At 36.6% G+C, this 24728-nt stretch carries 25 protein-coding genes; 18 read left to right on the forward strand and 7 right to left on the reverse strand.

Annotation, left to right across the window (positions count from 1 at the left end):
• Positions 1-8: 8 nt before the first annotated feature.
• From N2Z58_03260 to mgtE, 7 genes are read right to left on the reverse strand one after another with little or no spacing between them, the layout of a single operon-like run.
• A complete protein-coding gene (locus N2Z58_03260; protein ID MCX7653682.1) occupies positions 9-587 on the reverse strand; it encodes a Gx transporter family protein in 579 nt (192 codons plus the stop codon).
• Positions 518-877 carry a NusG domain II-containing protein gene (locus N2Z58_03265; protein ID MCX7653683.1) on the reverse strand — a complete coding sequence of 120 codons (360 nt, stop codon included), beginning with the start codon at positions 875-877 and terminating at the stop codon, positions 518-520. The genes N2Z58_03260 and N2Z58_03265 overlap by 70 nt, the downstream gene beginning before the upstream one ends.
• Positions 874-2073 carry an imidazolonepropionase gene (gene hutI / locus N2Z58_03270; GenBank protein ID MCX7653684.1) on the reverse strand — a complete coding sequence of 400 codons (1200 nt, stop codon included), beginning with the start codon at positions 2071-2073 and terminating at the stop codon, positions 874-876. Before hutI ends, N2Z58_03265 begins: the two co-directional genes overlap by 4 nt.
• Positions 2074-2079: 6 nt before the next feature.
• Positions 2080-2688, reverse strand: a complete 609-nt coding sequence (rdgB, locus tag N2Z58_03275; GenBank protein MCX7653685.1) for an RdgB/HAM1 family non-canonical purine NTP pyrophosphatase — start codon at positions 2686-2688, stop codon at positions 2080-2082.
• Position 2689: 1 nt separating this feature from the next.
• Positions 2690-5452: an excinuclease ABC subunit UvrA gene (gene uvrA, locus N2Z58_03280; GenBank protein MCX7653686.1), complete on the reverse strand. Its 2763-nt coding sequence runs from the start codon at positions 5450-5452 to the stop codon at positions 2690-2692.
• Positions 5453-5456: 4 nt separating this feature from the next.
• Positions 5457-5807, reverse strand: coding sequence for a hypothetical protein (locus N2Z58_03285; GenBank protein ID MCX7653687.1), 351 nt, complete (start codon positions 5805-5807; stop codon positions 5457-5459).
• Between the two features lie 18 nt (positions 5808-5825).
• Positions 5826-7169, reverse strand: coding sequence for a magnesium transporter (mgtE, locus tag N2Z58_03290; protein MCX7653688.1), 1344 nt, complete (start codon positions 7167-7169; stop codon positions 5826-5828).
• 384 nt (positions 7170-7553) lie between these two features.
• Between mgtE and leuS the strand changes: the two genes are divergently transcribed.
• The 18 genes from leuS (at position 7554) to N2Z58_03380 (ending at position 24681) form a co-directional block, all read left to right on the forward strand.
• Positions 7554-10010, forward strand: a complete 2457-nt coding sequence (gene leuS / locus N2Z58_03295; GenBank protein MCX7653689.1) for a leucine--tRNA ligase — start codon at positions 7554-7556, stop codon at positions 10008-10010.
• Between the two features lie 55 nt (positions 10011-10065).
• Positions 10066-11046, forward strand: a complete 981-nt coding sequence (locus N2Z58_03300; protein MCX7653690.1) for a peptidyl-prolyl cis-trans isomerase — start codon at positions 10066-10068, stop codon at positions 11044-11046.
• A gap of 25 nt (positions 11047-11071) precedes the next feature.
• Positions 11072-12112 (forward strand): potassium channel protein, encoded by a 1041-nt coding sequence (locus N2Z58_03305; protein MCX7653691.1) that lies wholly within the window; start codon positions 11072-11074, stop codon positions 12110-12112.
• 37 nt (positions 12113-12149) lie between these two features.
• Positions 12150-13196, forward strand: a complete 1047-nt coding sequence (gene mtnA / locus N2Z58_03310) for an S-methyl-5-thioribose-1-phosphate isomerase (protein ID MCX7653692.1) — start codon at positions 12150-12152, stop codon at positions 13194-13196.
• Between the two features lie 7 nt (positions 13197-13203).
• The gene (serS, locus tag N2Z58_03315) at positions 13204-14475 is read left to right on the forward strand and encodes a serine--tRNA ligase (GenBank protein ID MCX7653693.1); all 1272 of its coding nucleotides are present in this window, start codon (positions 13204-13206) and stop codon (positions 14473-14475) included.
• Between the two features lie 48 nt (positions 14476-14523).
• Positions 14524-16419, forward strand: a complete 1896-nt coding sequence (gene dxs / locus N2Z58_03320; GenBank protein MCX7653694.1) for a 1-deoxy-D-xylulose-5-phosphate synthase — start codon at positions 14524-14526, stop codon at positions 16417-16419.
• Entirely contained in the window at positions 16416-16745 is a 330-nt protein-coding gene (locus N2Z58_03325) for an Asp23/Gls24 family envelope stress response protein (GenBank protein MCX7653695.1), read from the forward strand. The genes dxs and N2Z58_03325 overlap by 4 nt, the downstream gene beginning before the upstream one ends.
• 57 nt (positions 16746-16802) lie before the next feature.
• Positions 16803-18377 carry a DAK2 domain-containing protein gene (locus tag N2Z58_03330; GenBank protein ID MCX7653696.1) on the forward strand — a complete coding sequence of 525 codons (1575 nt, stop codon included), beginning with the start codon at positions 16803-16805 and terminating at the stop codon, positions 18375-18377.
• A 51-nt stretch (positions 18378-18428) separates the two neighbouring features.
• Positions 18429-18878: a SoxR reducing system RseC family protein gene (locus N2Z58_03335; protein ID MCX7653697.1), complete on the forward strand. Its 450-nt coding sequence runs from the start codon at positions 18429-18431 to the stop codon at positions 18876-18878.
• A gap of 53 nt (positions 18879-18931) precedes the next feature.
• On the forward strand, positions 18932-19690 hold the full coding sequence (locus N2Z58_03340; protein MCX7653698.1) for a lysophospholipase: 759 nt from the start codon (positions 18932-18934) through the stop codon (positions 19688-19690).
• A gap of 16 nt (positions 19691-19706) precedes the next feature.
• On the forward strand, positions 19707-20150 hold the full coding sequence (gene fliW / locus N2Z58_03345; protein ID MCX7653699.1) for a flagellar assembly protein FliW: 444 nt from the start codon (positions 19707-19709) through the stop codon (positions 20148-20150).
• Position 20151: 1 nt separating this feature from the next.
• Complete coding sequence (csrA, locus tag N2Z58_03350) at positions 20152-20403, forward strand: carbon storage regulator CsrA (protein ID MCX7653700.1); 252 nt, start codon at positions 20152-20154, stop codon at positions 20401-20403.
• Positions 20384-20671: an Asp-tRNA(Asn)/Glu-tRNA(Gln) amidotransferase subunit GatC gene (gatC, locus tag N2Z58_03355; protein MCX7653701.1), complete on the forward strand. Its 288-nt coding sequence runs from the start codon at positions 20384-20386 to the stop codon at positions 20669-20671. The genes csrA and gatC overlap by 20 nt, the downstream gene beginning before the upstream one ends.
• A gap of 7 nt (positions 20672-20678) precedes the next feature.
• Positions 20679-21047 carry a YraN family protein gene (locus tag N2Z58_03360; GenBank protein MCX7653702.1) on the forward strand — a complete coding sequence of 123 codons (369 nt, stop codon included), beginning with the start codon at positions 20679-20681 and terminating at the stop codon, positions 21045-21047.
• Positions 21044-21493 (forward strand): SsrA-binding protein SmpB, encoded by a 450-nt coding sequence (gene smpB, locus N2Z58_03365; protein MCX7653703.1) that lies wholly within the window; start codon positions 21044-21046, stop codon positions 21491-21493. Before N2Z58_03360 ends, smpB begins: the two co-directional genes overlap by 4 nt.
• A 110-nt stretch (positions 21494-21603) precedes the next feature.
• Positions 21604-22242: a deoxyribose-phosphate aldolase gene (gene deoC / locus N2Z58_03370; GenBank protein MCX7653704.1), complete on the forward strand. Its 639-nt coding sequence runs from the start codon at positions 21604-21606 to the stop codon at positions 22240-22242.
• A 60-nt stretch (positions 22243-22302) separates the two neighbouring features.
• Entirely contained in the window at positions 22303-23418 is a 1116-nt protein-coding gene (gene glgD, locus N2Z58_03375) for a glucose-1-phosphate adenylyltransferase subunit GlgD (GenBank protein MCX7653705.1), read from the forward strand.
• A 15-nt stretch (positions 23419-23433) separates the two neighbouring features.
• Positions 23434-24681 carry a glucose-1-phosphate adenylyltransferase gene (locus tag N2Z58_03380; GenBank protein ID MCX7653706.1) on the forward strand — a complete coding sequence of 416 codons (1248 nt, stop codon included), beginning with the start codon at positions 23434-23436 and terminating at the stop codon, positions 24679-24681.
• Positions 24682-24728 lie beyond the last annotated feature (47 nt).

Consider the following 24728-nt stretch of genomic DNA (forward strand, 5'->3'; position numbering starts at 1 on the left):
TCTTTCACTTACTTTTCTAAAACTTTCTCAGATTCAGGATTATCAATTCTTAGTTTCGAACTTCGAATATCGTTTGTCTGCTTTGCAAGGTAAGAGTTGGCTACCGCCGAGAATATTCCGAGTAACATAACAACGGGTAATAATCCATAAATAGCAGAAGAACCTATGAGCACACTACCGACGAGAAATTGTGTAATGTTGTTCGTTACCATACCTATGATACTAACACCAACAATACTGAACAGATGTGATTTTGAAGCTAATCCTTGGAAAAAAGCAGCACTTAAACTACCCAAAAATCCCATGAAAAAGCCAGGTGTAAGAAAAGTACCAGACAATACCGAGCCAATCAAAGACTTCAACACCGCAAGTAATACACCATCTGCTATGTTTTCGTAATATGAAAAGTACAAGACGAGAAAATTAGAAAATCCCCATTTTCCTCCTGGCACGGGAAACGGAATCAAGCCTTCGACCACGTACACTACACTACTAAGTGCTGTGAAGACACCAAAGATTACCACGTCTGTGCGTCTGCGTTCTTTTGAAAACTTCTGAATTCTATTATCATCCGATTGGGGACACATATTATACTTCCTCCCGGCCCAATTTTACCTGTCTTTTCACAAATCTTATCAGGACAATCCGAATCAGTCACCCAAATTAATCTTCCGTCGTAGTGTAAGGTTGTTATGTACTTTCCCTGCTTATTTTTAATCTCCAAATTACCTGGTTTAAATATCTTGTAAGTTTCTTGACCAGCTATTTTTACAACTACCTCCTTCGTATTTGGTAAAATTCTAAACTTTCCAAACAGAATGCTTACAAGCGAGATGAAAATTATAATAAAAATAACAACAAAATCAGCTTTTTTCAAACTACCATCCTTCCATCTATAAAAACGTGTTCAACAAAATTTTCTTGGAACATATATGGTACGTCAAGAAAATCAGATGTTTTCCAAATTATTAAATCGGCCGGAAAGTCAGGTTTGATGATTCCAGATCTAAATCCAAGCAAATGTGCACTATTAACCGTGTATGCATTTAATACTTCTTCTGGTTCCATATTTAGAAATCTAATAGCTAAATGCATTACAAAAGCCGGTAAATAAATTGGACACGAGCCCGGGTTAAAATCAGAGCCTAAAGCTACCGGTATACCAGAATCTATTAATTTCCTCGCAGGAGCGTACGATTCGCCAAGATAAAAACTCGTAGAAGGCATTAGGGTTGCCATTGTGTTGCTTTTTGAAAGAATTTGTATGTCTTCATCTGAGATTTTCAATACATGATCAACACTTACGGCCCCAATGTTGGCTCCGAATATTGATGCTCCAACATTTTCTATCTCGTCCGCATGCAACCTAACTTTAAAACCAAGATTTTTTGCTTTTGAAAAGAAATCCTGAAGCTCTTGTGGCAAATAAACACCTTTATCAACAAACGCGTCAACAAACTCAGCTAATTTTTCTACTTTAACAACGTCAAGTAAATTTTTCATAGCTTCAATATACTCTTTAACAGTATCTTCATCTTTCTTTTCAGAGTCCATCAAAGGTTTTGCATGAAGCCCCAGAAACGTGCTTGCAATTTTATTTGGTAAGTCAGCTCTCAATTTTTTTATAACCCTCAGTTGCTTTAGCTCGTTTTCCAAATCAAGTCCATAACCACTCTTACACTCCAAGCCGACAACACCGTAAGAAGTGAGTTTGCTGATGTAAGATTTACTAGTCAAATATAAATCATCCTCTGTCGCACTCTTAACAAATCTTGATGTATAGTAAATTCCTCCACCAGCGTTTAATATCTCAATATAACTCTTACCCTTAGCTCTCATTAAGAATTCTTTTGCTCTCGATCCAATAAACGGTATATGGGTATGCGCATCAAAAAATCCAGGAGTCACCAACAATGCGTGCATATCCGCATTTTTATGTTTTCTGATATCTACAATCTTTCCATCTTCGATAACTATGTCCACGTCGAAATCTTCTGTTATACGTTTCATTTCATCACCTTTAGCTGGTTGAACAACAGGACTTAATAGTCTATCCGCGTTTATAGTAAACATTCCACATCACTTCCCATGGTTATTCAGTTCTCCAAGCTTGATTAGTATGTCAAACAATTTTCTAAAGGCTATGCTTCTATGACTTATAATTTTCTTAACATCTTCTCCGAGTTCTCCAAATGTCTTATCATAACCATCCGGAACGAATATCGGATCATACCCAAAACCTTGGTCGCCACGTATTTGATATGAAATTATACCCTCAACATGACCTTCTACGGAAACCAAGAAACTATTGAGTGGATTATAATACGACGCAACACAAACAAATCTTGCTTTTCTTTCTTCTTGACTCTTAAAATTCTTCATCAATTGGAGGATACTTTCCATTTTCTGAACATAACTTGCACCTTCCATGTACCTTGCAGACATAACACCCGGGAATCCATCAAGAGCCTTTATGGAAAGCCCCGAATCATCAGCTATAACTGGTCCATTTACGTATTTTCCATATTCTATAGCTTTTATAATTGAGTTCTCAAGAAAAGTTTCACCATCCTCAACGACGTCTATCTCGGTATCTACATTTAACAACTCAACAAAATCAGGTGCAACAAGTTTGATTTCATAAGCTTTATGTTTGTTCTTACTTGCTATATAGATTGTAAATGCCAAATCAATCCCTCCAAAGAACCGACTTTAGATATTTACCTGTCCAAGAATTAACATTTGTCGCAACCTCTTCTGGAGTTCCAGTTGCAACAATATATCCTCCATTATCTCCACCATCCGGTCCAAGGTCAATTATGTAATCTGCACATTTTATTATGTCAAGATTATGTTCAATGACAATAACCGTATTACCCTTATCTACTAACCTGTTGAGCACGTCAATTAACTTTTTAACATCTTCAAAGTGCAAACCAACTGTTGGTTCATCAAGTATGTACAAAGTTTTCCCCGTCGCCTTCTTTCTGAGCTCAGAGGCCAGTTTTACCCTTTGTGCTTCACCACCTGATAGTGTAGTAGCTGGTTGTCCGAGTTTTATATAGCCAAGACCAACGTCAGATAGCACCTGCAATGTATCTTTTATATTAGGTATATTTTTGAAAAACTCAAGTGCTTCGTCAACAGTCATATCAAGCACGTCTGCAATGTTTTTGCCCTTGTAAGTTACCTCTAATGTTTCGGAATTGTACCTTGTACCTTTACATACTTCACATTCAACGTAAACTTCTGGAAGAAACATCATTTCAATCTTCACAACACCTTGTCCACTACAAGCCTCACATCTTCCGCCTTTGACATTAAAACTGAATCTGCCTTTATCATAACCTCGAGCTTTTGCTTCTGGTGTCATCGCGAATAACTCCCTAATACTGTCGAAAACCTTTGTGTAAGTAGCCGGATTACTTCTTGGGGTTCTTCCTATCGGAGACTGGTCTATGGCAATTATTTTATCTATCCACTCAACGCCTTCTATTTTCTCGTATTCGCCAGTTTCATATTTTGTTTTGTACAGTTTATTAGAGATCGCAGGGTAAAGTGTATCCAGTATTAACGAACTTTTTCCAGAACCACTGACACCTGTTACGCATATAAATGTTCCAAGCGGAAATTCAACAGTTATATTTTTCAAATTATTGTGCTTTGCTCCTGTTATCCTGATAAACCTTCCGTTACCTTTTCTTCTTTCTCTAGGTGTATCTATGCGCAATTTACCGGACAAGTACTTGCCGGTTAACGAGTCTTCTGACTTTAGCAATTCATCAACAGTACCTGAGAACACTATATATCCGCCGTTGACACCTGCTCCAGGTCCTATATCGATTACATAGTCCGCATTTTTAATAACATCTTCATCGTGTTCAACAACGATTACCGTATTTCCAAGATCTCTTAATTGTTTTAACATGCTTATCAGTTTATCATTATCCCTTTGATGCAATCCTATGGTTGGTTCGTCAAGCACATAAATAACACCGGTCAATCTTGAACCAATTTGAGTCGCAAGCCTTATCCTCTGCGCCTCTCCTCCAGAAAGTGTACGCACATTACGTGATAAAGTGATGTAACCTAAGCCGACTTGTTCTAAGAAATCTAATCTTTTTTCTATTTCATTTATTAATTCGTGTATAGCCTCTAGTTGTCTAAACGTCAGTGAACTTTTTAAATTTCTAACTAACTGCAATTCTCTTGATATAGGTAATTCTGTGAAATCGACGATACTAAGTCCATTGATTGTAATACTCAAAGCCTCATGTCTTAACCTTTTGCCTTTACAAGTTTGACAGGTTCTTTCAACGAAAAAATTTTCTACAAGCCATTCTCTTGTTTCTTCAGAAGAGTATTCTTCGTAACGTTCTTTTACAAGTGCGACTATTCCTTCAAAATATTGTGTACCATAAAGTATTGCCTGCTTCACTTCATCGGGTTGATGAAAGAATGATTTTTCTGGAAATCCTCCGTACTCTCTTACAATCCTTTCAATCCTTCTTGGAAGCCATCCATCACTTTTGTGTCCTATTTTTAGACCTTGTGACACAGGCTTATCTTCTTCAAAAAGTGAATCTTCATCAACTTCAAGTTTGAACCCCAAGCCGTGACAATCGGGACATGCACCGTATGGACTGTTAAAAGAAAATAATTTCGGAGTAATTTCTGGCATAGAAAAACCACACGATAAACAAGAAAGCTTTTCAGAATACAGATGCTCATGTCCTCCATCTTCCGTACGTACAAGCACAAAACCGTTTCCTTCTTTTAGTGATAATTCAATCGATTGAAACATTCTATGTGGATCCGCACCGTTCACAGAAAGTCTATCAATAACCAAGTTAATATTATGACGAACGTTCTTATTCAACTCCGGCACTTCTTCAAGTCTGTAAACTTTACCATCCACCTCTATCCTTGTAAAACCACGATTGATGAACGAATCAAATTCATCTTTAAAAGTACCTTTCTTTTCACGTGCGATAGGAGCTAGTATTAAGATCCTTCCGTTGGTGAAGTTTTGTTTAATATGACTTAGTATCTCATCAACACTCATTTTTTGAAGTTTCTTCCCACAACTTGGACAATGTGGTATACCAATTTGGGCATACAGTACCCTTAAATAATCGTATATTTCCGTAACTGTACCCACAGTTGAACGCGGATTGTGAGATACACTTTTTTGATCAATCGCTATTGAGGGGGAGAGACCTTCTATACTCTCAACGTCTGGCTTTTTCAATTCACCTATGAATTGTCTTGCGTACGTTGACAGACTTTCCAAATAGCGTCTTTGTCCTTCGATAAAAATTGTATCCATCGCCAAAGAACTCTTCCCAGAACCAGAAAGCCCCGTTATTACCACAAACCTATTTTTAGGTATCTCAATATCGATACCCTTCAAATTATGAACTCTAGCTCCCTTTACAAGTATTTTGTCCATTATATTATTTCCTAAACCTCCTCAAGAATGCAGCGGAAAGAACAAATAACATTATTATACCAAAAAACAGCGCCTCTACACTCAAAGCTATTAGTTTTCTTCTCACGTCGTCCGGTGACAAGTAACCGTATGCCCTAACTTGAAACGGAAAAAACCATGTTATAGCCATTATCGCAAATATAACCACCATGGTTATAAAGGCAGTTCTCAGGGTAGACCATGTATCATCAATATCGTTTCTGAGCCTTTCGATTTTAAAATTCAGTTCTTGAATATCTCTCTCATATCTTTCAATATGCTCATCAAGTTTTTCTAAAGACTCGAACAATTTCTTCTCAAGTTCTTCTTTTTCCAAACATTTCACCTCTTTAAATTATACTCTCAAGATGGCATGAGCTATATAGAAATAAATCATTATACCTCCAAGGTCTGCTAATGTTGTTATAAGTGGACCAGACATCAAAGCTGGATCTATGTGAAATACTTTACCTATAAATGGCAACATAGAGCCTAAGGTATTTGCAAAAACTATTATAATTAAAAGGGAAATCGCTGCTGAGAAATTCACCATTACGTTATTAGATATCATAAACCCTCTCAAAAATAGCACGCCACCAAGTATACTACCAATTATCAAACCAATGGATAGTTCCCTAATTAAAACACGCCACCAATCTTTCATTTCTATTTCACCTAAGGCCATACTCCTTATTACCAACGTACTACTTTGTCCTCCGGCATTACCACCAGCATCGACCATCGTGGTCATGAATGCTGCAACAATTGGAATAGCTGCAAGAAACTCTTCAAACCGATGCACAATAAATGCATTTACACTTTCTAATAACAATAAACCAACAAGCCATGGTAATCTGTTTTTAATAAATACCAAGGGAGATGTGTGGAAATACGAAGTTCTTGTTTCACTCATACCAGCCATTCTATGCATGTCTTCCGTTGTCTCTTCCTCGATTATATCTACTATATCATCGATTATAATAACACCAACAAGCCTCATGTCGTTATCCACAACGGCGATAGCATTTAAGTCATACTTTTTCATAATTTCTGCAACTTCTTCTTGGTCCGTTGTTGTCTTAACGTACGGTGGATCTGGTGTAAAAACTTCCTCAACCAAGGCATCGGGTTCGGCAAATATCAAATCTTCTAAACGAACAGTTCCAATGAGTGTTTTATCTTCTTCAACAACGAAGATCGTATAAATAGTTTCAGCATCTTTTCCAAACTTGCGCACTTTTTCTAAAGCCTGTTGAATGTTCATTGTCTTTGCAACATAAACAAAGTAAGGTGACATTAGCCTTCCAGCTGAATTTTCTGGATAATTTAAAATTTCTATTGTCTGTTCTCTTTCACTTTTCGGCAAAAATGAGAGAAGCTTAGTCACAACATCGGCAGGCAACTCATCAAGTAATTCTACGCGGTCGGCTGGATTCATGTTTCTTATTATAGACTTTATTTCATCATCGGTGAGCATACGTACTAACTCGAATTGCTCATCAGGCTCAAGTTTGGAAAAGACTTCCGCTGCTACGTCTTTGTGTAATAGGCGGAAGATAATAGCTTTTTCCGAAGTTTCAAGTTCCTCTATCATCTCAAAGACGATGTTTGGATCTTGGTCTTCCAAAAGAAATTTGAGTGTTCTGAAATCACCACGTTCGATGAGCTTCCTTACGTCAACTTGGAATCTGACCTTCATTCATAACAAACCTCCCCTTTAAGTTTTTGTGCTTCATGGTGGTTGATTAGATAGGCAGCAACTCGGGTACTCCACAGAAAATCACCTCGCTTCACATGAAATTGTACAAAGATAAGGCTTAATAGACATCCAACACATAAGCAAAAGCAAACTAATCCTGTTTAATTTATTATACCAAACTTTTCTTAGCTTATGCTACCTCAATTTTTGAATTTTTCGTTAATTATACTTTTACCTTTCATCATTCTACATTTCCCTTAATTCCATCATCCAACGCAATGGCATTTCAAAAAATATAATGCAAATATTTTGAACTTTATGATATAATTTATTGATAGACTTTCAGATATCAGAAAATTTTTATACAAACGGAGGGACGTTGAGATGAAGGAGTATAAACCTCAGGAAATTGAGAATAAATGGCAAAAAGTATGGGATGAAAGAGGTGTTTTTAAAACACCGCAGTATTCGGAAAAGAAGAAGTACTACGCGCTTGTCATGTTCCCTTATCCTTCCGGTACTCTGCATGTTGGTCATGTAAAAAATTACGTTATTGGAGATATTGTTGCGAGATACAAAAGAATGCAAGGTTATAACGTATTACATCCGTTCGGTTACGATGCATTCGGACTTCCTGCAGAAAACGCTGCTATTGCACACAAAATTCACCCAAAAAAGTGGACGCTTGATAATATAAATACAATACGCAGTCAGATTAGAAAAATCGGTATCAGTTACGATTGGGATAGGGAAGTTATAACATGTATGGAGGACTATTACAAATGGACTCAGTGGATTTTTTTAAAATTGTATGAAGCTGGATTAGCTTATAAGAAACCAGGAGCAGTAAATTGGTGCCCAAGTTGTCAAACAGTACTTGCCAACGAACAAGTAAAGGAAGGTAAATGTGAACGCTGCGGCACAACGGTCACAATGAAGTACCTTGAACAGTGGTATTTCAAAATAACAGATTATGCGGAAAAATTGCTCGAAGGCCTTGACAGATTGCAAGGCTGGCCAGAACATGTGAAGATAATGCAAAGAAATTGGATAGGAAAAAGTGTAGGAGCGGAAGTTGATTTCCCAGTTGAAGGGATGGATAAAAAGATAAAGATATTTACAACAAGACCTGATACAATTTATGGTGTCACATTCATGGCTATTGCTCCTGAATCACCACTTGTAATGGAGCTTGTTACAGAAGAGTACCGTGAAGAAGTCGAAAAGTTCTTAGCAAAGGTTGCTCTTGAAGACAGATTTAAAAGAACTAGTCTTGAAGCTAAGAAAGAGGGAGTTTTTGTTGGTAGATACGCAATTAATCCGCTGACAAATGAAAAAATACCTATTTACGTTGCAAATTATATACTTTACGAATATGGTACAGGCGCTATAATGGCTGTCCCCGCACATGATCAACGGGATTTTGACTTTGCTAAGACATATAATTTGCCAATCAAACAAGTCATAAAACCTGAAGATGGTGAGTGGAACATTCAGGAAAAACCATATGAGTCAGAAGGAATAATGGTAAACAGTGGTCCATTTGACGGTTTAAAAAGCGCTGAAGGCAAGGAAGCGGTAATGGAATATATTCAAAAAAAAGGTTTTGGTAAAAAGAGTGTTCAGTACAAACTTAGAGACTGGCTCATATCAAGACAAAGATACTGGGGTGCACCAATTCCTGTGATTTATTGCGAAAAATGCGGTATAGTACCCGTTCCAGAAAAAGATCTACCAGTGAAATTACCTGAAAACGTAGAATTTTTACCAACAGGTCAGTCACCACTAACGTTGAGTGAAGAGTTCAAACACTCAATATGTCCAAAATGTGGCAGTCACGCACACAGAGAAGTTGAGACCATGGACACATTCGTAGACAGCTCATGGTACTACTTAAGATACGTGAATCCAAAAGATGATCATAAACCTTTTGACACAAACGATGTAAATTACTGGTTACCAGTTGATCAATACATAGGTGGTGTAGAACACGCCGTGTTGCATTTACTTTATTCAAGATTTATAACCAAAGTGCTTTATGATCTGGGATATATAAATTTTGATGAACCATTTGAAAACCTTTTTACGCAAGGAATGATTTATAAAGATGGCTGGAAAATGAGTAAGTCGAAAGGAAATGTGGTCTCACCAGACGAAATGATTGAAAAATATGGTGCTGATACACTTAGAATGTATATACTCTTTATGGCCCCACCGGAAAAGGACGCTGAATGGAATGACGCGGGTATAGAAGGAGTGAACAGATTTGTAAAAAGACTGTGGAACAATTTCTATAAAGTTCTTGAAATAATAAAACAAAACAACGACGATAATGCTGCGTTTGGAAAAGAAGAGAAAAACCTAAGAAGGAAATTGCATTATATGATTAAGAAAATAAAGGAAGATATAGAAGGTGGATTCAAATTTAACACAGCAATAGCTGGCTTAATGGAGTTTAATAATCAACTGAGTGACTATTTAGAAAACACAAAGTCACCAAACAAAAAACTTTTGGAAGAGGTGGCTGAGAAACTTGTACTCATACTCTCACCTTTTGCCCCACATATGGCAGAGGAGATGTGGAGCGATCTTGGCAAAAATACACTGATAGTCGAGGAGAAATGGCCAGATTATGATGCAAATGCTCTCAAAGAAGACGAATTAACTGTTGTGGTGCAAGTGAATGGTAAGGTAAGAGGGAGAATAACGATACCTGCAGACTTATCGGAAGAAGACGTGAAAAAAGTAGCCTTGGAGAATGTTTCAAAAGTCATCGAAGGAAAAAACATCAACAATATATTCTATGTCAAAGGTAAACTTGTTAATATAGTAGTTAACTAAAGCAATTTATAGCTATAGTTTTTATAACCAATAACTTTAGAGAGGAGGAAAGAAGATGAAAAGAGTAACAAAGATACTCGTATTGTTAAGTTTGTTTTTTGCCGCTCTTTTATTTTCACAACAAGAGATCGTCGCAGTAGTCAACGGAAGGATTATCACCATGGATGAATGGAACAGAGAAGCCAACATTCAAAAGCTCTTATTTGACATCCAAAATTCAAACGAGGTATTTCACCAAATTTTGACTACTTCACAAGAAGGTGTAATATTAATCGAAAGATATAAACTCAAAGTTCTTGACACACTTATAAGAAAGATTGCCTTTGTGCAGTTTGCAGAAAGTTTAAAGGTAGCGCCAACCGATGCAACCGTCAAAAATGATGTGGAAAACGAAATAAAGAAGATGCTAACCGATTTGAAAATGACAGAAGCACAACTGAACGACTATCTTGTAAAACTTGGAATGGGGCAACTTGAAGATTACAGACAAAGACTATATATGCAGCGTAGATATTCGCTTGCTCTTGCAAATGTTTATATATACTACTTAGATCAAGAAGCGAAAACTCAGTATGAAAAAAACAAAGAAAAGTACAATGTTCCAACACAATATGATTTAATCGTTTTCAAGACAAAGGATAAAACAAGTGCTGATAACATAAGACAAGAGTTAATTAAAAACACACCTGTTGACGAAATAGCAAAGAAGTACAATATAAATAACTACATAAACGGATTTGTAAATCAAAACGATACAAGCAAAGTGCCACAAAGCCTCTGGGTGCTAATTACAAACGTATCTAAGGGAACTATTTTACCAGTACAAAGCGTTGCTGGTGAGTTTTACATAATTCGCGTAAGGGATGTAAAATTAGGTGGAGCAAGAACATTTGAAGAAGTTAAAGAAGAGATTAAAAAAGAATTGCTGAACGCCAAACAAGATGAAGTGAGGGAAAAGGTTTCTAAGGACTTTGAAGAGTTTTACAAGAAATCAAAGATAGAAATAAGATACAAAAGCCAAATAATAAAGCAGTAACCATTTGCAAGACCGAATGAAAACAATGAACAAAGATACTACTACTTTCGAAGGACGACTGAAAAGAAGAATAAAAATATCTGTTGTGGGAATAGTTTTTGTATTTACAGTTGGGACTTTATATTACTGGATTTTTGAAAAGATCCCGTTTTTAGAAGCGTTGTTTTTCACTGGTATAACAATCTCAACGGTAGGATATGGTATTCCCAAGGAACTATCGCCGCATGGAAAATTGTTTACATTGTTACTCATATTAGTTGGACTTTCGTTTGTATTGTACAGTATTTCTTATATTACCGCAACAATCGTTGAAGGTGAGCTTGGAAAAGTCTTCAAAAACAGACGTGTTGAAAGAAGGGTTTCAAAGATGAAATCTCATGTTATCGTCGTCGGGGTTGGTAACATAGGTACGCAGGTGGTAAAACAACTGCTTAGATACGAAAATTACGTTGTGGCTATAGACAAAAATTTAGACGAAGAAACTGCCCTGAGCAGAATTCCTAACGGCAAAGAAAAATTAGTATTAATCAACGGTGACGCAACAAGTGAAGATACACTTATAAAAGCTGGCATAAATCAAGCAAGGGCATTGATAACTACTCTACCAGACGATGCGTTGAACATATTCGTTGCCTTAACAGCAAAGAACTTGAATCATAACCTTTACATAGTGTCTAACATATCGAATATAGCAAATCTAACAAAGTTCATATACGCTGGTGTTGACTATCCAATAGCTACTGCAGAAATTGCGGGTGTGAAGATAGTAGAGACTGTTGTACAAAAAAGAAGTCGAGAAGATGTGTTGGATATATTAAATATAAAAGATAAGATTTTCAAAGTAGAGGTCGTCGACATTAGAAACACAAAACTTGCAAAGAAGAAAATAGAAGATTTAAGGTTAAAGGAAAATTATAACCTTTTTATAGTTGCTGTTATAAAAGATAATGACTTTTTGCTTGGGCCATCTAAGAACCATGTAATCAATGAAGATGAGAAATTGGTTGTTTTTGGAGAAGAGCGAGGACTTGAAAGATTTAGAAAAGACTTTCTTGAGAAAATATAAGAGAAAAAACAATAAAGAAGTCTTAGGAGGGAACCTTATGAAATTGAAGACGATGACTATGGAATGGACAGGTGACAGTCTAATACTCGTAGACCAAAGAAGACTTCCTTTTGAGGAAGTTTACGTTACATGTGCAGATTATAGGGCTGTAGCACTTGCCATAAGAGAGATGGTTGTAAGAGGTGCACCGGCCATAGGAGCATCAGCTGCATTTGGATACGTGCTTGGTGCAAAGGAGATACTCAAAAAAAGCTATAATTATGAACAAGTTGTTTCGCAAATGAGAAATGTTAAGGAAACCCTTGGAAGAACCCGCCCAACCGCTGTTAATTTGTTCTGGGCCCTCGAAAGAATGGAAAAAAGATTGTTATCTCATGGAAAATACGAAGGTTTGATTAGGATTTTGGAAGAAGAAGCAATGACAATAGCTAAGGAGGACATAGAGGTTAATAAGGCTATTGGCAGAAATGGCGCCGAATTAATCAAAGACGGATTTACTGTGCTAACACACTGCAATGCTGGAGCCCTTGCAACAGTGGATTATGGAACAGCACTTGGTGTGTTGCGGGCCGCTAAAGAACAAGGCAAACGAATCAGAGTATTCGTTGACGAGACAAGACCTTATCTACAAGGTGCAAGACTAACTGCATGGGAACTTATGAAAGATGGATTTGATGTAACACTTATAAGTGATAATATGGCAGGTTGGGTTATGAAACAAGGTAAGATCAATGCGGTGATAGTTGGTGCTGATAGAATAGCAGCAAATGGTGACGTAGCAAACAAAATAGGCACTTACATGGTGGCAGTACTTGCGAAAAAGCACAACATCCCATTTTATGTTGCTGCTCCGACAAGTACCTTAGACTTATCACTCAGTAACGGTATGCAGATTCCCATTGAAGAACGCTCACATGAAGAAGTAGCCACATGCGGAGGCAAAAGGATAGCACCCAACAACGTAAATGTTTATAATCCGGCATTCGATGTCACAGAACATGAACTTGTGACTGCAATTATAACAGAGAAGGGAATTGTGTATCCACCGTATGAAGAAAACCTAAGAAAATTGTTGGGAGAGTGAATAATCTATGGTAGATCTAAAGTTGCTGAGAAAATCGCCGGAGATTTTTTACGAAGCTCTGAGAAAAAGAAATCAATCAACCGAAATATTAGATGAAATAATCGCTCTTGACAAAGAGTGGAGAAACTACCTTAATACTGTGAACAATCTTAAAGCAAAAAGAAATGAACTGTCAAAACTTGTTGCTAAGTACAAAGCTGAAGGTAGGTCAGAAGTTGAGGATATAATTTCAGAAAGCAAAAAGATAGGTGATGAAATAACCCAGTACGAGGCAAAACAAAAAGAACTTGAAGACAAAATGTTCGAGCTTGCTTTGTACATCCCAAACATCCCCCATGAGAGTGTACCTGTTGGGAAAGACGAAACAGAAAATGTTGAAATAAGAAAATGGGGAGAACCAAGGAAATTTGACTTTGAACCAAAAGCACATTGGGATATCGGTCCGGAACTTGGCATGCTTGATTTCGATAGGGGTGCTAAGTTAAGTGGGTCAAGGTTCACGGTGATGTTTGGTGCAATTGCCAAACTTGAAAGGGCTATAGCTCAATTTATGCTCGATGTACACACACAAAATGGTTACACAGAAGTAAATGTTCCGCACCTTGTAAAAAGAGAAACTATAACAGCCACGGGGCAACTACCAAAGTTTTCTGAAGAACTTTACACATGTGAAAAGGATGATTTATTCCTTATCCCAACTGCGGAGGTGTCACTTGTAGCATTGCATATTAATGAAATTATTGAAGAAAGTAAACTTCCTATAAAATATACAGCTTTCACCCCATGCTATAGAAGAGAGGCGGGAAGTTATGGAAAAGATGTACGAGGACTTATCAGACAACATCAGTTTGAAAAAGTTGAATTAGTGTGGTTTACAACACCAGAAAGATCATTTGAAGATCTTGAACAATTAACACGTGATGCGGAAAAAATATTACAATTACTTGAATTACCTTACCGAGTTATCGCATTGTGTACAGGCGATCTAGGATTTGCCGCTGCTAAGACGTACGATATCGAGGTGTGGTTACCATCTTACAATGCATATAAAGAAATTTCTTCGTGTAGTAACGTTACAGATTTTCAAGCACGCAGAGGAAACATGAGATACAGAACAAAGGATGGTAAGATAAATTACGTTCATACTTTAAATGGTTCAGGTCTTGCAATTGGAAGAACACTTGTTGCCATTATCGAGAATTATCAAAATTCTGATGGAACAATAACCGTTCCAAGAGTCTTAAGACCATATATGGGAGTAGATATAATTGGAAAGTAAAAATAGTTCTTATGTCAAATGAAACTTACAAAGGGTGAGTATTTGTACATGAAAGATACTTTCAAAAGCAGAGAAATGATAGACAAGATTCGCAAAATGAACTACGATGAGCTTTACAAATTTGCAAATCAAATAAGAGAATACATGATCTCGGTGATCTCTCAAAATGGTGGGCATCTTGCAAGCAACCTTGGTACAGTGGAACTCACGTTGGCACTGTATCGAGTATTTGATCCATTTGATGACTACATAATCTGGGACACTGGGCATCAAGCTTATACACACAAATTGTTAACTGGTCGTTGGGAAGAATTCAAAACACTCAGAAAGTTCGGTGGAATTTCCGGATTTACAAATATATTCGAGAGCGAAGTTGACAGGTTTGGTGCTGGCCACGTTGGTACTTCAATAGCAGCTGCTCTTGGGATTGAAAAAGCACTGAACTTGGAGGGTAAGAAAGCAAACGTTTTAGTGATAATAGGAGACGGAGCATTGACCAGTGGTCAAGCACTCGAAGCCTTAAATCAGATTAAGAGCCAAAATTCAAAGATTAAAATAATTTTGAACAGCAATGGAATGAGTATTTCTAAGAACGTTGGAGGACTTTCGATGTTATTAGAAACACTCAGAACAAATAAAATTTACTTAACACTTAAAGAAAGCATAAAGAAAGGTATGAATGATAATGTCGAGTTTGAATTGAAAAAAATCCGTGAAGCCTTGAAAGTTGCATTAATTGGCGAAGATTTCTTCGAATCTATAGGCTTAAAACATTTTGGACCAGTGGATGGACACGATCTAAAAATCTTAGAAGAAGCCTTTAAGCAAATAAAGGGCTATCCATACCCAACTGTGTTAACTGTTTTTACCGTGAAAGGGAAGGGTTACACCCATTCAGAAACCAACCCTACGAGATATCATGGTGTAGAAAAATTTGATCCGGATTCAGGAGACTTTGACAAACCTGAAGATACGTTCTCTTACAGCGAGGTATTCGGAAGAGTTATCACTAAATTAGCAAAAGATGACAGAAAAATCGTGGCGCTAACCGCCGCAATGCCAGATGGCACGGGACTGAGTACATTTGCCAAATCGTTTCCAGAAAGATTCATAGATCTTGGTATTACAGAACAGTCCGTAGTAACATACGCAGGTGGGCTTGCTTTAATGGGTTACAAGCCTGTTGTTGCCATATATTCAACTTTTCTTCAAAGAGCGTACGATCAGATAGTCCACGATATAGCACTCCAAAACCTTAATGTTTTGTTTACCATAGATAGGGCTGGACTTGTGGGAACAGATGGACCAACTCATCACGGTGTTTTTGACATTGCTTATCTAAGAAGTATTCCCAGATTAAAAATTCTTACTCCAATCAATGCATCAGACCTGGTAAGTATGCTGTATGCTATTTTAACGCAGCGTGACAAATACAAAGGTCCAATAGCAATTAGGTATCCACGCGATGTTGAATTTGGAAATTTAGACAAGATTTGTGATAAAATAGAACACGAAGACCCATTTAAGTGGAAAATATTGGTAAAAGGAAAAAATATAGCTTTACTTAGCGTTGGAACTATTACACAAGAATATATTGAAATGTGCAAAAGAAATGATTATACGCTCGTTGGAGTAAGAAGTGTGAAACCATTTGACGAACAAGTCCTAGAAAATGTAATTCATGAACATAATTTCATTTTCACGATAGAAGAGGCATGTCTATTAGGGGGGTTTGGAGAAGGTTTATCTTGCCATTATGTGAACAACTTATCTTGGAAGTATCCGGAGACCAAGATATTTAATCTTGGAATTCCAGATGAATTCATCCAACATGGAACAAGAAAAGAATTGTTGAAATTGGTAGGTCTTGATAACAAAAGTGTAGAAATCGTTGTAAAAGAGACTGTTGAGAAATACCTGATGAAAGGAGTGAAAAATTTATGAAATTCCAGACAGAATACGGAGAAGTCGAAATAACTGTAAATGCCATCAGAAAACTTGTTTACTTAGCTGTTATGGAAACTTATGGACCAATAAGCATAGGAACAGATAATTGGTTTTCAAAATGGTTTTCCTCAGAAGAAGGAAAAATAAAAGTTGAAGAGGATGAATATGGAAGAATCACTGTAGATATATTCGTCGAAGTTGAATACGGTACAAAGGTTACAGAAGTTGGAAGAAATATAGAGGAAAACGTAAAACACAAACTTTCTCACTTTGCAAATTGCGACAACGTGGAAGTCAACGTCCACATCATTGGTGTAAGATAGAAATGAGGTGATAATTTGACCACAAGCATAAATGGAGTTGAATTGAAAGGTATCTTCATGAAAGGTACCGAAAATTTGTTGGCCCATAGAGACGAGATAAACGCACTAAATGTTTTTCCGGTGCCTGATGGAGACACTGGCTCAAATATGAGCTCAACATTGCTTGAAGCTTGCAAATATCTGGAAAATCTCAGCGACACAAAATTGAAAAATGTGCTTGATGCAATCAAGCGTGGAACACTGATGGGGGCAAGGGGAAATTCTGGAGTTATACTTTCCCAAATCTTTCGAGGTTTTTGCGAAGCACTTGATAAAAAATCAAAACTTACAGTGGCTGATTTTGTAAAAGGAATTAAAAGCTCTAAAGAAGTTGCATACAAAGCAGTTTTAAAACCTGTCGAAGGTACTATATTAACTGTTGTTAGAATGTTGGATGAGCACTCAAGAGAACTAGCATCTTTGGAGAGCTTTGAACAACTTTTTGAAAAAATGGAAGAAATTGCATTAGATGCCGTGAAAAAAACACCTTCTCTTTTACCTAAGCTCAGAGAAGCCAACGTTGTCGATGCCGGTGCCAAAGGGCTTTATTACATTATCCAAGGATTCAAAATGTACATGCTTGGCGATACAAGGATCAATTTGGAAGGCGTTGAAACAAAACCTGCAGAAGAAATATCGATAGCCCTCGAAGAATTAAAATACCAATATTGTACAGAATTGATTGTTCAAACAAAGAAAGTGATATCTGTTAACGAACGACAAATACTTGAGTCATACTTAAACGAAATTGGTGATTCTGTGGTGTTCTTTGTCCAGGACGATGTGATAAAGTTGCATGTGCATACAAATAATCCAGGTAACGTTATAGAGAGGTTTTTAAAACATGGCGACCTTGTTAAGGTGAAGATAGATAACATGAAAATGCAACACGAACACGTTGCAGGAGAGTTATATGCCAAGAAAGAAAGGAAAAAACTTGCATTTGTCTCAGTTTCCCCGGGTGAAGGTATATCAAAGGTGCTCAAAGATCTTGGAGTAGACGAGATCGTTTCAGGAGGGCAATCGATGAATCCAAGTATGGCAGATATACTCGATGCTGTAAGAAGAGCAAACGCTGAACATGTGATAGTATTCCCAAACAATTCCAACATAATCCTTGCGGCGGAACAAGCTGCAAAAGTTGCTGAAAAAGAAGGAATCAAAGTGATAGTCATAAAAACAACAAATGTGCAAGAAAATATAATGGGAATGATTTACAAAATCGGCGAGGAACCTGAAGAGGTAGTAAATAGTATAAACGAAAATATCCAAAAAACTGTGGCTATATCAATAACTATAGCGGTAAGAGATTCAAAGTATTCTGGCGAGAAGATTAAAAAAGGAGAATATCTAGGTTTTCTAGCCAAGGAATTAGTTTCTCATCACAGAAATCTTCCAAACGTACTTGATAAAATCTATCAAAAATGCAAAATGGAGGAAAAGGAAATCTTAACAGTATTTGTTGGTTTAAATGCAACACCAATTGAACAGAGTATCGTTGAAAAATATACAAAAAAGAAATACCCAAATATACAAATCGAATTTCTACAAGGTGGTCAACCACATTACCCATTTTTGATGATGGTAGAATAAGCAGCTGAATGATTCTGTTGTAAAATCAAAAATCCGAATACGAGGTGTTTTATGCGCGAAGTTATGAAAGTATCGAATGTTGATGATAGGTACATTTATTTGTCGTTAAGTGTAAGTGAAACAACCTGTTCAACGTGCGCTATAGCTGGTTCTTGTTCAATTAAAGAAAGTGGTAAAGAGCTGAGAATATTAAAAAATTCTGTGAGAAAGGAATTTTTACCGTTGGCTCCTGGGGATATAGTCGTTGTTGATATGAAGTACAATCAAGCTGTACTTTCATTAATAGTTTATGGGATACCGCTCTTGGGATTTATCGTAGGTATATTGTTAGGTTATTTTCTTAAATTATCAGACATAGCATCTTTTATTATAGGTATACTACTTGCTGGTGGAAGTACTGTTGTATCACGTACATTCGATAAAAAATACAAAATAGATATATTAGATGTAAAGCATCAAAACTTAACAAAAGATCTTATTTCTGAATACACGGAGAACTAGCACCCCATTTTTACTTTTCAAAAAAGTTTGCTTTTCCCACAGGGGGGATAAAAGTGATTTATTCTTTCAAAGAAGGAGTTTCTGAAAAAGGTTGGGTTGTAATAGTACATGGACTTGGTGAACACATAGGTAGATACGAAAAATTAATCAATATACTAAAAGAATCATCTTACGGCGTGATTGGATTTGACCTGCCAGGTCATGGTAAAAGTTCTGGAAAACGTGGTCATACTTGTATTGAAGATGTACTGGAAATAATAGATGAACTAACTAAACAAACAAAATCTTTCTCGCTGTTTGGGCACAGTCTTGGTGGATTAATAGCCATAAGATACGCTCAAACAAGACCACAAAAAGTTGAAAAACTTATTGTCTCATCACCGGCATTGTACATTAAACCAAGTAACTCGCAGAAGATAATATTAAACCTATTTGCATACACTTTGCCAAGTTTGGCAGTTAGCAACGGCATAGAGCCAAGATTACTCTCTCGAAACATGGAAGCTGTACAAAAGTACATTTCCGATCCACTTGTTCATGATAGAATATCTATAAAGCTTGGTAAAAGCATGCTCAAAAACTTGCAAAATGCACACGAACAAGTTGAAAGAATAACATGTCCTGTTGCCATATTAGTTGGTACTGAAGATAAAGTAACTCCTCCACATGGTGCAAGAAGCTTTTATGAGAGGTTAAAAGTTAAGAAGATACTAAGAGAGTTTGAAGGTGGATACCATGAATTATTTGAAGATCCAGAATATTCTGAGCAATTTTATAAAGAAGTGATAAAATTTCTACAAGAAGACTTCTAATTAGGAGAGATAAAGTATGTACAAAACACGATTGGGTGATTTTGACTTGAACGAAAATGAAATACTCTTTTTCCCCGAAGGTATCCCTGGATTCGAAAGTTTAAAAAAGTTTGCGATTATAGCTTTAGAAGAGACAAGACCTATATTTTGGCTTGTAAGCCTCGAGGATGAAACTGTTGCATTACCCATAATAGATCCATGGATTGTAGAAGAAGACTATGAGGTTGAATTATCACAAAATGAATTACAAATACTTAAAATAGAAGATCCAAATGATTTAGTAGTATGGTGTGTTGTAACTATACCAATTGGAAAACCGGAGGAAACAACTGTAAATCTCAAAGCACCGATCGTAATAAATCTAAAAAATGGGATAGGATTGCAAGTAATATTGGAAAAATATGAGCTAAAACATCAAATAAAAAAAAAGTATGACCCAACGCTGAAAAGTGGTGATTAAAATGCTTGTTTTGTCCAGAAAAATAGGTGAAAGCATTATAATAGGGGATAATATAGAAATTAAGGTTTTGAAGATAGAAGGTGGAAGCGTAAAAATTGGTGTAATAGCTCCACCAAGTGTAAGAGTTTACAGGCAAGAAATATATAAAAATGTCGCAGAGCAAAATAAACAAGCCATTACAGAAACGCCTGAAAAATTAAAGGAAATAACCTATTTAAAGGAGGTTTTGAAAAATGTCAATAAAAATCGATGATAAACTCATCCAACACCTTTCGAAACTCTCAAGATTGACCGTTTCTGACATCCAGAAGCTAAAAAACGATCTACAAAAGATCTTGGACTACTTCGAAATACTTTCAGAAGTAAACACCGAAAACGTGGAACCAATGTATACTCCTATAGAAGAAAGCTTTGAACCACGTTCAGCAGAACCTAAAAGTTGTGAAAATGTGCAAGAAATTATAGATAACTTTCCAGATAGAGTTGGTAGACTGATAAAAGTGCCAGGGATTTACGGATAAATCTGCTATGGAGAAACTGTGCAAACCCAAAAAAGATTGGCAAATAGCAGAAAATTTAGCGGTAGAATATTTAGAAAAGGCTAAAAGATATAAAATACTCGAAAAGAATTTTAGAACTCCTTTTGGAGAGATAGACATAATAGCGTGCTGCAAAGATGTGGTAATATTTGTCGAAGTCAAATCTGGAAATGGAAAACGCATACTACCTTCTGAACGTGTTGATAAAGAAAAATTCGATAAAATCATAAAAGTTGCAGAGTACTATTTGGAACATCGTTTGAAAGATAAAATTTATACTAAAGTACAGATCGATGTTGTGGAAGTTGTAGGTTCAGCGATTAAACACTACGAAGATATAGGGTGGGATTTCAGTTGAAAATAATAGCTACAAACAAAAAAGCTTACACTGATTACTTAATCAACGAAACATACGAGGCAGGAATCGTTTTGGTTGGTACGGAAGTTAAATCATTAAGAGAACATGGAGCAAGCTTCAAGGACTCATTTTGCAAAGTTAAAGACGGTGAACTTTGGCTATTGAATCTACATATACCACCTTACCGATTTGGTAACATATACAACCACGAACCGGAAAGACCAAGAAAACTGTTGTTACACAGAAAAGAGATAGATAGAATATGGGGTAAAATAAGGCAAGAAGGTTATACTATCATCCCAACGAAGATTTACTTCAATAACCAAGGGAAGGTCAAAGTAGAAATAGCAGTAGCAAAGGGTAAAAAGAGTTATGATAAACGTGAAGAGATAAAGAAAAAAGAAACACAAAAAAAGATAAAAGAGTACTTAAAATACAACAAATAAAAGTCTTTGAAGGGAGATGTATAACTATGGAAATTACCAAGCTGTTAGAAGAAAAAATTTCACAGTTTCATGTCGATTACAAACCACTCACCGTTGAAGTGGACAAAAATATAAAAATCAACGAATTTATAGATCACACAAACTTAAAGCCAACAGCTACAAGTGATGAAATAAAGAAATTGTGCGAAGAGGCTTTACAATATAACTTCAAAGGAGTGTGTGTTAATCCTTCTTTTGTGCCTATGGTGCGCGATTTACTGAATGGTAGTAATGTGTTAACAGTAACAGTTGTTGGTTTCCCACTCGGTACTACAAGTACAATGGCAAAGGTTTATGAAACAAAATGGGTCGTAGAAAACGGTGCTCAAGAAGTTGATATGGTTATCCATATAGGAAAACTAAAAGAAAAAGATTATGAATATGTGTATAATGACATAAAAGCTGTGGTTGAAGCAGCAAATGTTCCTGTAAAAGTTATAATCGAGACATGTTACTTAACTGATGAAGAAAAGGTTGCCGCAAGTTTTCTTTCAAAACTTGCAGGTGCGGCTTTTGTTAAGACTTCAACTGGTTTTGGAACATTCGGTGCAAAGTTTGAAGACGTACAATTAATGCACTGGGCAGTTGATGGTCAGATAGAAATTAAAGCATCAGGCGGCATAAAAACTTATGAAGATGCTTTAAAAATGATAACAGCAGGGGCGACTCGGATAGGCACCAGCTCAGGTGTATCGATCGTAAAAAAATGAAAAGCTAGATAAGCGATCCGGATTCTTGAATCCGGATTTGAGAAAACAGGGGGGATTCTTGTGAAGGTACTTGGATTGATTTTGGCTGGAGGAAAGAGTGATGCACTGGGAAAGCTAGTGTTCAAGAGAGCAAGCGCCGCCTTACCTGTTTTTGGTAAATACAGAGCAATAGATTTCACACTAAGTAATATGGTAAACTCTGGAATATACAAAGTTGGCGTTTTAACTCAATATAACCCCAGAAGTCTGATGGACCATCTTGGTTCTGGGAAGGAATGGGACCTTGATAGAAAACACGGTGGACTGTACATATTACAACCTTACTTAGGAATGACAGGGGAATATTGGTACAGAGGTACAGCTGACGCATTGTTTCAAAACACAACTATGTTACGACGCGGGGACGAAGATTATGTCTTAATAGGCTCCGGTGATCATATATACAAAGTGTTGTATAATGATATGTTCAGTTATCACTTTGCAAAAGGTGCCGATGTAACTTTGATGGTTAAAGAATTAGACGAAACATACGATATTAAGGATTATGGAGTGGTAGTTACAGAAGCAGATGGTAGAATAAAAGAGATACACGAAAAAGTCCAAAACCCCCCATCAAGAAAGGCGTTTCTTGGTGTTTACTTCATAAACAAATATCTGCTCCTTGATCTGTTGTATGATACAGTTCCAGCGGGCAAATACGATTTGCTATTGGATGTGATAATTCCCAATCTTGATAAATTGAGGGTATACGCTTACGAGTTTAACGGATATTGGAGAAACATCAAGAAAGGTATCAGTGAATATTATAAAACAAACATGGAAGTAGTTAACAACAGAAAAATACGCGAAGAGCTCTTCTTAAAATACGGAAAGGTATACACAAAATTGAAAGATTATCCACCAGCAAAATACACAGGTACTGCAAGAGTCTCAAATTCGATGATAGCAGACGGTTGCATAATATCTGGAACGGTAAGAAATTCGGTTATATTCAGGGGTGTAGTCATAAGGGCAGGAGCACGAGTTGAAAATTCAATAATAATGCAAGATTCAGTAATTGAGGAAGGTGCAGTTGTTAAAAACGCAATAATCGATAAAAATTGTGTTGTCAGAGCCGAACAAGTGCTTGTAGGTGATTTTGAGCCTGTAGTACTTGAAAAGTGGATGGTTATTTAGTCAGGGGGGCTGCAAATGAAAAACGTAATCGGACTAATCCTTGCTGGAGGGCAAGGTACACGCTTAGGTGTGTTAACCGAAAAAATTCCAAAACCTGCTGTACAATTTGGTGGAAAATACAGAATTATAGATTTTACACTGAGTAATTGTGTAAACTCCGGTATATACAGAATAGGTGTATTAACACAATACAGACCTCATCTTTTAAACAAACATATAGGGATTGGCAAACCTTGGGATCTTGATAGGAAAGGTGGAGGTGTAACCATTCTCCAACCTTATTCGACGTTGACAGAAAGTGTATGGTACAAAGGAACTGCTGATGCTGTATATCAAAACATAGAATTTATTGAGGAGTACGATCCTGAGTACATAGTTGTCCTGTCAGGTGATCATATCTACTCCATGGATTACAGTGAATTTGTTTATTATCATATTTCAAAAGGTGCCCTTGCAACTATTGCGTGCATGGAAGTACCTCTTAGCGAAGCACACAGGTTTGGTATAATGATAACAGACATAGATAACAAGATAATAGACTTTCAAGAAAAACCAAGAGAACCTAAATCGAACCTTGCATCACTTGGTATATACGTTTTTACCTGGGAATTTATAAAACAAATGTTAATTGATGATGCGAGAGATGAAAAAAGTGATCATGACTTTGGTAAAAATGTAATACCAAAAATTCTCTCAACGGAAAAAGTTTACGCTTATCCATTTGAAGGCTACTGGCAAGATGTTGGAACAATACAATCTTACTGGGAAACAAATCTTGAACTTGTTAGACCTATACCCCCGTTTAATCTACACGATCCTAACTGGCGCATTTACACACGTTCTGAGGAAATGCAACCAGCATATGTGTCAGAAAGTGGTGAGGTTAGGAATTCTATAATAAGTGAAGGATGTGAAATATACGGATATGTCGAAAATAGCGTTATATCTCAGGGTGTTTTAATTGGTGAAGGTAGTGTGATTAAAAATAGTGTCATTATGACGAAAGTAGAAATCGGTAGCAATGTTATAATCGAAGACTCAATAATAGCCGAGAATACTATAATAAAAGACGGTTGTAAGATAGGAATCGGAAAATTCGCAGAAAGTAAGTACGATAAAAAAGTGTACAACTCTGACATTACAGTTATAGGTATGGACAGTATTTTAGAAGAAAACTGCTCCTTAGGAAAAAATGTTGTTGTAGGGAATGATAGAATCATACCAAAGGGTACACAAATAGAAAGTGGAGGATTCTTCATGTGAGCCTTTTAAATACCAGCTATCAAGCATCAATCAAATGTTTGGGGAGG

Origin of the sequence: Fervidobacterium sp., from assembly GCA_026419195.1 — a bacterium.
Taxonomy (GTDB): domain Bacteria; phylum Thermotogota; class Thermotogae; order Thermotogales; family Fervidobacteriaceae; genus Fervidobacterium.